This is a genomic window from Pseudomonas sp. LB3P31 (assembly GCF_054897945.1).
In genome coordinates this window covers 2,616,872-2,627,500 of the sequence record NZ_CM142710.1, presented here as the reverse complement: position 1 = coordinate 2,627,500, position 10,629 = coordinate 2,616,872, and the positions used below count along the sequence as shown (strand labels likewise).

Genomic DNA, 10,629 nt, shown 5'->3' with positions numbered 1-10,629 from the left:
CGAGACTCAGTGAAATTGAAATCGCTGTGAAGATGCAGTGTATCCGCGGCTAGACGGAAAGACCCCGTGAACCTTTACTATAGCTTTGCACTGGACTTTGAATTTGCTTGTGTAGGATAGGTGGGAGGCTTTGAAGCGTGGACGCCAGTTCGCGTGGAGCCAACCTTGAAATACCACCCTGGCAACTTTGAGGTTCTAACTCAGGTCCGTTATCCGGATCGAGGACAGTGTATGGTGGGTAGTTTGACTGGGGCGGTCTCCTCCTAAAGAGTAACGGAGGAGTACGAAGGTGCGCTCAGACCGGTCGGAAATCGGTCGTAGAGTATAAAGGCAAAAGCGCGCTTGACTGCGAGACAGACACGTCGAGCAGGTACGAAAGTAGGTCTTAGTGATCCGGTGGTTCTGTATGGAAGGGCCATCGCTCAACGGATAAAAGGTACTCCGGGGATAACAGGCTGATACCGCCCAAGAGTTCATATCGACGGCGGTGTTTGGCACCTCGATGTCGGCTCATCACATCCTGGGGCTGAAGCCGGTCCCAAGGGTATGGCTGTTCGCCATTTAAAGTGGTACGCGAGCTGGGTTTAGAACGTCGTGAGACAGTTCGGTCCCTATCTGCCGTGGACGTTTGAGATTTGAGAGGGGCTGCTCCTAGTACGAGAGGACCGGAGTGGACGAACCTCTGGTGTTCCGGTTGTCACGCCAGTGGCATTGCCGGGTAGCTATGTTCGGAATAGATAACCGCTGAAAGCATCTAAGCGGGAAACTAGCCTCAAGATGAGATCTCACTGGGACCTTGAGTCCCCTGAAGGGCCGTCGAAGACTACGACGTTGATAGGTTGGGTGTGTAAGCGCTGTGAGGCGTTGAGCTAACCAATACTAATTGCCCGTGAGGCTTGACCATATAACACCCAAGCAATTTGCTTGCTTCGAGCTGAAAAGCGAAAGAGCACCAGATTGCGGTGTGTGAAGACGCTATGAACCGAAAGTTCGATGCTCACTAAACACCGACAGCTATCACATACCCATTTTGCTGAAGCGCGGCCAGCTGGCCACGATTCGGTACCCGAATTTCTTGACGACCATAGAGCATTGGAACCACCTGATCCCATCCCGAACTCAGCAGTGAAACGATGCATCGCCGATGGTAGTGTGGGGTTTCCCCATGTGAGAGTAGGTCATCGTCAAGATTAAATTCCGAAACCCCTATCTGCGTATGCAGGTAGGGGTTTTGTTTTTGTCCGCAGGAAATTTCCCACAGCAATACCGGACAGCTCACGGCTGCCACCGTCTCCCGACAATGCTAAGGTTCGCCCTGGTATTTGTAATTTTCCAAGGAAGCCTTTATGCCGGACGCGTCGTCCCTCAGTGCTGGTTTTATGGTGGTTCACGGCAACCGCCTGGACGAGTTGCGCGGTCTGGTGGTGAGCTGGATGCGGCGTTACCCACTGGCTCCCTTGGAAAACGAAATTGCCTTGGTACAGAGCAACGGCATCGCCCAGTGGTTGAAGCTGGCACTGGCAGAAGACCCCGAAGAAGATGACATGGGCGGCTGCGGAATTGCCGCGGCTATCGACGTGCAGCTACCGGGCAGCTTCATGTGGCAGCTGTACCGCATGGTCCTTGGCCGCGATGAAATTCCAGTCAAATCCCTGCTCGATAAAGCCCCGCTGACCTGGCGCCTGATGCGCCTGCTGCCGCAAGTGATCGATCAGCCACATTTCGAACCGCTGCAACGGTTTCTCACCAACGACAGCGACTTGCGCAAGCGCTACCAATTGTCGGAGCGCCTGGCGGACCTGTTCGACCAGTATCAGGTCTACCGCGCCGACTGGCTTGAGGACTGGGCGGAGGGTCGCCACCAACTGCGCAATGGTCGCGGCGGAGCCAAGCCGCTGACTGCAGCCAACGCCTGGCAGGCGGAGTTGTGGCGGGCATTGTTGCTGGATGTAGGTGAGGAGGGCATGGCGCAGAGTCGTGCGGGTGTCCATCAACGCTTTATCGAGCGCATCAACAGCCTGGAAGTGGCCCCCGCCGGATTACCCTCAAGAGTGATCGTTTTCGGCATTTCTTCCCTGCCTGCCCAGGCCCTCGAAGCGTTGGCCGGGCTGGCCCGTTTCAGTCAGGTCCTGCTGTGTGTACACAACCCATGTCGTCACCATTGGGCAGACATCGTCGCCGATAAAGACCTGTTACGGCACCAATACAAGCGCCAGGCGCGCAAGAGCGGCATGCCCGTCGTGCTCGACCCACAGACCCTCCATCAGCACGCGCATCCATTGCTGGCGGCCTGGGGCAAGCAAGGTCGCGACTACATCAATCTGCTCGACAGTTACGACGATCCCAACAGTTACCGCTCGGCGTTTCGCGACGGTCGTATCGACCTGTTCAGCGACAGCGAGCCGCTGAACATGCTTAACCAGTTGCAGGACGATATCCTCGAATTGCGTCCGCTGAATGAAACACGCGAGCACTGGCCGGCCGTCGATCTGGAGCATGACCGCTCGATCCGTTTTCAAATTGCCCACAGCGCCCAACGGGAAGTAGAAATCCTCCACGACCAGTTGCTCGCACGCTTCAGTGCTGATCCCGAGCTACGGCCTCGCGACGTCATCGTCATGGTGCCGGACATCGACAGTTATGCCCCACATATTCGCGCAGTGTTCGGCCAGCTGGAGCACAAGGACCAGCGCTTCATCCCGTTCACGCTAGCCGACCAGGGCCAGCGCGGTCGCGATCCATTACTGATCGCCGTCGAACATCTGCTGAAACTGCCAGACAGTCGTTTCCCGGTCAGTGAGATCCTCGACCTGCTGGACGTTCCTGCACTGCGTGCGCGATTTGGTGTTGAAGAGCGCGACCTGCCGACCTTGCATCGCTGGATCGAGGGCGCCGGCATCCGCTGGGGCATGAATGCCGAACAGCGCGCCAATCTCGGCTTGCCGGCCGAGCTCGAGCAAAACAGTTGGCGTTTCGGCCTGCGCAGGATGTTGCTCGGTTACGCGGTGGGCAGCTCAAGTGCCTATGGCGGTATCGAACCCTATGACGAGATCGGTGGCCTTGACGCCGCGCTGATCGGCCCGCTGGTTGCGCTGCTGGATGCACTGGAGATTGCTCACCGGGAACTGGCAGCCCCCGCAGCTCCCGAGCAATGGGGGATGCGCCTGCAAGCGCTGATCCAGTTGTTTTTCCAGGCCAGCAACGAGCATGACGACTACTTGCTGGCCCAGCTGGAAGAGTTGCGCGAGACCTGGCTGGAAACCTGTGAGTCGGTCGGGCTGCATGACCAGTTGCCGCTGACCGTGGTTCGCGAGGCCTGGCTGGCCGGTCTGGATCAGGGCCGACTGTCTCAGCGCTTCCTGGCGGGCGCCGTCAACTTCTGCACCTTGATGCCCATGCGTGCGATTCCGTTCAAGCTGGTGTGTCTGCTGGGCATGAACGACGGCGACTACCCGCGCGCGCAACCGCCGCTGGACTTCGACCTGATGGGCAGCGATTACCGCCCCGGCGATCGCTCCCGGCGAGAAGACGATCGTTACCTGCTGCTCGAAGCCCTGCTCTCGGCGCGTGATCAGCTGTACATCAGTTGGGTCGGCCGCAGCATTCGCGACAACAGCGAACGCCCGGCTTCGGTGCTGATCGGCCAGCTGCGCGATCATCTCGCCAGCGGCTGGCGATTGGCCGACGAGTCTGCAGACCTGCTTGAAGTCCTGACCCAGGAGCACCCGCTGCAGCCTTTCAGTGCCCGCTATTTCCATGAGGGAGATGAACTGTTCAGCTACGCCAACGAATGGCAGACCCTGCATCAGGCAAGCACCCCGGTCACAGAATCCGAGACACTTGAACCTTTCACCCAGGAAGAACCGTTGAGCCTGGGTCAACTCCAGGATTTCCTGCGCAACCCGGTGCGCCACTTTTTCAGCCAGCGCCTGAAAGTGTTTTTCGAAGCGGCCGAAGCGCCGCTGGCCAACGAAGAACCCTTCGTGCTCGATGCCTTGCAACGCTACAGCCTCAGCGACAGCTTGCTCGAAGCGGCGCTGGGTCAACCCGATCAGGCGGATCAGACGCTGGCCGCACACGCTATCCGCCTGCAGAACAGCGGACTGCTGCCCATGGCTGGTTTTGGCGAATACCTGCAACGGGAACTGATCGAACCCTTGCCGGATTTGCTGCAGCGTTACCAGCAGCTGCTGACGTTATGGCCGACCCCGCTTACAAGCGCATTGCCGATCAATCTGGAGTTGCAAGGCCTGCGCCTGGAGGGTTGGCTCAGCGGCCTGCATCAACGCGCGGATGGTGGGCTGCTGTCGGTGACGACGATTCCCAACAGTATCGGTGCGATCAAGTCTCGCAAATGGCATCGCCTGACCCGCCCCTGGGTCAACCATCTGGTGGCCTGCGCCAGCGGCTGGCCGATGACAACCGCCCTGGTGGCCAGCGACGACAGTCTGCTGCTGGCCCCGATGGCACAATCCCAGGCCATGCAAATCCTCGGTGACCTTCTGCTCGCCTGGAAAACCGGCATGCGCCAGCCATTGCCAGTCGCCGTGAAAACCGCCTTCGCCTGGCTCGGCCAGAGCGATCCGGTCAAGGCCGAAGCCGCCGCTCGTAAAACCTATGAAGGTGATGGCCTGACGACTGACGGCGAGCGTCGTGAAAGCGCGGCATTGGCCCGGCAGTTCGCTGATTACGACGCACTCATCGCTGATGAATCATTCTCCGGCTGGTGCGACGCCTTGTACCGGCCGCTGCTGCATGCCCCTTGGCGCTCATTGACCAGCGAGGACTCCCGCGCATGACCGACAAGACTCCGCTTGCCCTGGCGTTTCCGCTTCGCGGCAGCCAGCTGATCGAAGCCAGCGCCGGCACTGGCAAGACCTTCACCATTTCCGCGCTGTATGTTCGCCTGGTTCTGGGCCACGGTGGCGAGTCCGCTGGCTTCGGGCGTGAACTGCTGCCGCCGCAGATCCTCGTTGTTACCTTCACCGACGCTGCGACCAAGGAGCTGCGTGAACGAATCCGCACGCGCCTGGCCGAAGCGGCGCGATTTTTCCGCGATGAAATAACTGCACCCGATGCCCTGATCGCTGACCTGCGCGACGAATACTCTCCAGAGCAGTGGGCCGGTTGCGCCAATCGCTTGGACATCGCCGCCCAGTGGATGGACGAAGCCGCCGTCTCGACCATCCACAGTTGGTGCCAGCGCATGTTGCGTGAGCACGCGTTCGACAGTGGCAGCCTGTTCACCCAGAGCCTGGAAACCGACCATAGCGATCTGCTCGGTGAAGTCCTGCGCGACTACTGGCGACTGTTCTGTTATCCGATGCAAGGCGATGCACTGAACTGGGTTCGCAGCAACTGGGGCGGCCCGGCGGCATTGCTACCGCGGGTGCGCGGGTTGTTCTCCAGCGAACGCGACAATATCGCAGGCAAAGAGCCTGCGCAGTTGATTGCCGAATGCCTGCAAGAACGCCGCGCCGCGCTGCTGGAACTGAAGATGCCCTGGACTCAGTGGGCGCAGGAGTTGCTCGCCATTTGTCACCAGGGCGTCGCGAGCAAGAGCGTCGATGGACGCAAGATGCAGGCGCGTTACTTCGAGCCCTGGTTTGAAAAGATCCAGGCTTGGGCCGCGGACGAATCGCTGGAGCAACTGGACATCGGCACCGGCTTCACGCGCCTGACTCCCGACGGCATGGCCGAAGCCTGGAAAGGTGAAGTGCCACGCCATCCTGGACTGGATGCGATGCCGCGGCTGAAGGCCAGCCTGGATGGTTTGCCAACCCCCGACGCCGCCGTGCTGCAACATGCCGCCCAGTGGGTCGGGGCGCGCTTCGAAGAAGAGAAGCGCCGGCGCGCGGAAATGGGCTTCGACGACATGCTGCTGCGCCTGGATGCGGCCTTGCAGGCGGAAGGCGGCGAACGTCTGGCCACGCTGATTCGCGAACAGTTTCCGGTCGCGTTGATTGACGAATTCCAGGACACCGATCCGGTGCAGTACCGGATCTTCGAGACCATCTATCGCATCGAAGACAACAACCCCGAGTGCGGCCTGTTCCTGATCGGCGACCCGAAGCAGGCGATCTACGCCTTCCGTGGAGCCGACATCCATACCTACCTGCGTGCACGCCAGGCTACCACTGGCCGATTGCATACCCTGGGAACCAACTTCCGCTCCAGCCATGGCATGGTCGATGCGGTCAACCACGTGTTCGAGCGTGCCGAAGCGCGTGAGCTGGGACGCGGGGCGTTCCTGTTCCGTGAAAAAAATGGCGACAACCCTGTACCGTTCCTGCCTGTTCAATCCCAGGGGCGCAAGGAGGTGCTTCAGATAAAGGGCAACCCGATTCCGGCCCTGAATATCTGGCACCTGCCTTGCGAGCAACCGTTGTCCGGCGCCGTCTACCGCAAGCAGTTGGCTGCGGCTTGCGCCAGCGAGATCACTGGGTTGCTCAACGCCGGGCAACAGGGCGAATCCGGATTCCAGCAGGAAGGAAAGGAATTCAGGGGCCTGCTGCCGGCGGACATCGCCATCCTGGTGCGCGACGGCAAGGAAGCTCAGGCGGTCCGTTCCGAGTTGTCGGCTCGTGGCGTGCGAAGCGTGTACCTGTCAGACAAGGACTCGGTGTTCGCCGCCCAGGAGGCCCATGATTTGTTGTCCTGGCTCAAGGCATGCGCCGAGCCGGACGTCGAGCGTCCACTGCGCGCTGCGCTAGCCTGCATAACGCTGAACCTGTCACTGGCAGAACTTGAGCGCCTGAACCAGGACGAACTGGCCTGGGAAGCACGGGTCATGCAGTTCCGAGCGTACCGCGAACTCTGGCGCAAGCAGGGCGTGCTGCCGATGCTGCGCCGTCTGCTGCATGACTTCAAGCTGCCGCAGACGCTGATCACGCGCAGCGACGGCGAGCGGATCTTGACCAATCTGCTGCACCTGTCCGAGTTGCTGCAACAGGCGGCCGCCGAGCTCGATGGCGAGCAGGCGCTGATACGTCATCTGTCCGAACACCTGGCGTTGTCCGGCCAGGCGGGGGAAGAGCAGATCCTGCGTCTGGAGAGTGACGAACAGCTGGTCAAGGTGGTGACCATCCACAAATCCAAGGGGCTGGAATACCCCCTCGTGTTCCTGCCTTTCATCTGCTCTGCAAAGCCGGTGGATGGCAGTCGGCTGCCGTTGCACTACCACGATGCCGCCGGCAAGGCACAGATAACGCTGAAGCCGACTGCCGAATTGATTGCACTGGCCGATAACGAGCGCCTGGCCGAAGATCTGCGGCTGCTGTATGTAGCGCTGACTCGCGCACAGCACGCTTGCTGGCTCGGCTTCACCGACCTCAAGCGTGGCAATAGCAATAGCTCGGTGCTGCACCTGTCGGCACTGGGTTACCTGCTGGGAGGCGGTGCCATGCTGGCTGAATCTGCCGGCTTGCAGCGCTGGCTCGAAGACCTGCAGCAGGATTGTCCGGCCCTGGCCTACGAGCAAGCGCCGGAAGCGACCGCCGAGCATTACCATCCGCCGCAGAACGACGCGCGCCTGCTCGCTGCGCTGATGCCCAAGCGCCGGGCCAGTGAGAACTGGTGGATTGCCTCCTACAGCGCCTTGCGCATTGGTGACAGCCTGAGCATCGGCAGCGACGAAGCGCCCGAAAATCCGCAGGCGCAAAAACTCTTCGACGACGAACGTCTCGATCCCCATGCGCCGCGCGAAGTGGCCACGGGCGGTGCGGACATCCATCGATTCCCCCGCGGGCCGGGTCCTGGCACCTTTCTCCATGGATTGCTGGAATGGGCCGGTGGCGAGGGATTTTCTGCGGCCCCGCAAGCGGTTGAAGACGCTATCGGGCGTCGCTGCAACCGGCGAGGCTGGGAAGGCTGGATCACCACGCTGAGTGACTGGCTGCAACACTTGCTCAAGTCGCCGCTGCACCTTGGCGTGGGGCAAGCGCCTGTAGTGTTCGAGCACCTGACGCAGTATCGGGTCGAAATGGAATTCTGGTTCGCCAGCCACAAAGTCGACGTGCTGAAACTGGATGAACTGGTTCGCCAATACACCCACAACGGAGTCGCTCGGGTGGCCGCTGAACCGGTGCTGCTCAATGGCATGTTCAAGGGTTTCATCGACCTGACGTTCGAACACGAGGGGCGTTATTACGTTGCCGACTACAAATCCAACTGGCTGGGCGTCGATGACTCGGCCTACACCGAACAGGCGATGGAACAGTCGATTCTCGACAACCGCTATGACCTGCAATACGTGCTGTACCTGTTGGCCCTGCATCGTCAGCTGAAAGCGCGACTGGCCGATTATGATTACGACCGGCATGTCGGTGGCACGTTGTACCTGTTCCTGCGCGGCACCCGTGCCGCCAGCCAGGGCGTGTATTTCGCCCGTCCGCCACGGGAGCTGATCGAACGCCTTGATCGCCTGTTCCAGGGCAAGCCAGAGCCCAAGGCCGAACCCGCCTGGGAACAGGGAGAACTGCTATGAGTCGCACCTTCGCCGATTTGCTGCCCACGCCATTGGCGGCTGAAAGCCTGGCAGACCTTGCGCCGTTGAGCCGCGCCGAGGATTTACTGCTGTTGCTCACGCGCTGGGTCGAGCGGGGCTGGTTGCGGGCACTGGACAAGGCTTTTGTGGCCTTCCTGCATGAACTGGCGCCCGATGACGATCCCCTGGTGCTGCTGGCGGCCGCATTGACCAGTCACCAGTTGGGCCACGGTCATGTCTGCCTGGACCTGTTCGAGACGCTGAAAGAGCCGGACTTTGCCCTGTCGCTGCCCCCAGAGGGCGACCTGCAGGGCGGCGCGATGGTGCTGCCTTCGCAGATGCTCGAGGCACTTGAAGGTGCTCACTGGTGCAAGGTGCTGGCAGCCAGCCCCCTGGTCGCGTTGGCGGCGGACAGGCGCGAGGATGCGCAGCATCGACCGTTGGTGCTGTCTGGAAAACGCCTGTACCTGCGCCGCTACTGGGCCTATGAGCGGCGCATCGACCTGTCGTTGCGCCAGCGCCTGGCAGAGCACGAAACTACCCCTGACGATCTGGCTCGGCGCCTCACCGGTCTGTTCGGCCCGGCCCGGCCCGGTGAAGTGATCGACTGGCAAAAACTCGCCTGTGCACTGGCGACCCGCAGCGCCTTCAGTATCGTCACCGGTGGTCCCGGTACCGGCAAGACCACCACCGTCGTGCGCTTGCTGGCGCTGCTCCAGGCGCCTGCGGTTGAAGCCGGCCAGCCACTGCGCATCCGTCTCGCCGCACCTACCGGCAAGGCGGCGGCGCGCTTGACCGAGTCCATCAGCCAGCAAGTCAGGACCCTCAAGGTCAGCGAAGCCGTCAGGGAGAAAATCCCCTCGGACGTTACCACCGTGCACCGCCTGCTCGGCAGTCGGCCGGGTACTCGACACTTCCGTCATCACGCGGGTAATCGTCTGCCGCTGGATGTGCTGGTGGTGGACGAAGCCTCGATGATCGACCTGGAAATGATGGCCAACCTGCTCGACGCCATGCCGGCTCATGCCCGCCTGGTATTGCTCGGCGACAAGGATCAGTTGGCCTCGGTAGAAGCCGGAGCGGTATTGGGCGATCTGTGCCGCGATGCAGAGGCCGGCTGGTACAGCCCGCAGACTCGCCAGTGGCTGGAACAGGTCAGTGGCGAGAGCCTGGCAACCAGCGGCCTGCCCGAGGACACTCAACACGTTCATCCACTAGCGCAGCAGGTGGTGATGCTGCGTCACTCTCGGCGGTTCGGTGAAGGCAGCGGCATCGGCCAGCTGGCGCGCTGGGTTAACCAGCAGCAGCCGGAAGAGGCGCGCAAATTGTTGGCCGCCCGCAGTCACGACGACGTGTTCGGCCTGTCGCTCAAAGGCGAACAGGATCGGGCGCTGGAGCGCCTGCTGCTCGAGGGGCACGGCGATGGGCCGCAAGGTTATCGGCACTACCTCAATCTGCTGCGCCAGCAGCGCCCGCCGCTGGGCCGCACCCTGGAAGATCCATGTTGGACCGATTGGGCGCGTCAGGTGTTGCAGGCATTTGATGCCTTCCAGTTGCTCTGCGCTGTGCGCAAGGGCCCATGGGGTGTCGAAGGCCTGAACCAGCGAGTCACCACCGCGCTGCTCAAGGCTCGACTGATCGACAGCGATCATCAATGGTACGAAGGCCGGCCCGTGCTGATGACGCGCAATGACTACGGCCTGGGATTGATGAACGGTGACATCGGCATCGCGCTCAAGCTGCCCGAGCGCGAGGGGCCTGAGGCCGGCAAGCAAGTGTTGCGAGTAGCATTCCCGCGTAACGATGGTCAGGGTGGTGTGCGTTTTGTGCTGCCTAGCCGGCTCAACGATGTCGAAACCGTGTACGCCATGACGGTGCACAAATCCCAGGGCTCGGAGTTTTCCCACACTGCGCTGATCCTGCCGGACGCCCTCAATCCGGTGCTCACCAAGGAGCTGATCTACACCGGGATCACCCGGGCAAAAAACTGGTTCACCCTGATAGAACCTCGCTCCGGCGTGTTCGAGGAAGCGGTGCGGCGCAAGGTAAAACGCTTGAGCGGGCTGATGCTGGAACTGGAGGAGGGCACCGCCCAGTAACGGAAACTGGCCGACCTGCCGCAGTGTCCGGCCTCGCTGGCGATT

General features: G+C 61.3%; 3 protein-coding genes and 2 rRNA genes (1 of these 5 running past the window's edge). All 5 read left to right on the top strand.

Annotated features, from left to right (window positions below; all coding sequences use genetic code 11):
* Nucleotides 1–904, top strand: a 23S ribosomal RNA gene (locus ACYZTK_RS11980) (it extends 1,988 nt beyond the left edge of the window).
* Nucleotides 905–1,074: 170 nt separating this feature from the next.
* Nucleotides 1,075–1,190: ribosomal RNA gene (gene rrf, locus ACYZTK_RS11975) — 5S ribosomal RNA — on the top strand.
* Between the two features lie 156 nt (nt 1,191–1,346).
* A complete protein-coding gene (recC, locus tag ACYZTK_RS11970; RefSeq protein WP_462014622.1) occupies nt 1,347–4,799 on the top strand; it encodes an exodeoxyribonuclease V subunit gamma in 3,453 nt (1,150 codons plus the stop codon).
* On the top strand, nt 4,796–8,485 hold the full coding sequence (gene recB / locus ACYZTK_RS11965) for an exodeoxyribonuclease V subunit beta (RefSeq protein ID WP_462014621.1): 3,690 nt from the start codon (nt 4,796–4,798) through the stop codon (nt 8,483–8,485). Before recC ends, recB begins: the two co-directional genes overlap by 4 nt.
* Nucleotides 8,482–10,584: an exodeoxyribonuclease V subunit alpha gene (gene recD, locus ACYZTK_RS11960; RefSeq protein WP_462014620.1), complete on the top strand. Its 2,103-nt coding sequence runs from the start codon at nt 8,482–8,484 to the stop codon at nt 10,582–10,584. Before recB ends, recD begins: the two co-directional genes overlap by 4 nt.
* Nucleotides 10,585–10,629: the final 45 nt, after the last annotated feature.

Bases quoted from the DNA above. Each gene is read 5' to 3' on its own strand.
- recB (WP_462014621.1), top strand. From the start codon at position 4,796: ATGACCGACAAGACTCCGCTTGCCCTGGCGTTTCCGCTTCGCGGCAGC.
- recC (WP_462014622.1), top strand. From the start codon at position 1,347: ATGCCGGACGCGTCGTCCCTCAGTGCTGGTTTTATGGTGGTTCACGGC.
- recD (WP_462014620.1), top strand. From the start codon at position 8,482: ATGAGTCGCACCTTCGCCGATTTGCTGCCCACGCCATTGGCGGCTGAA.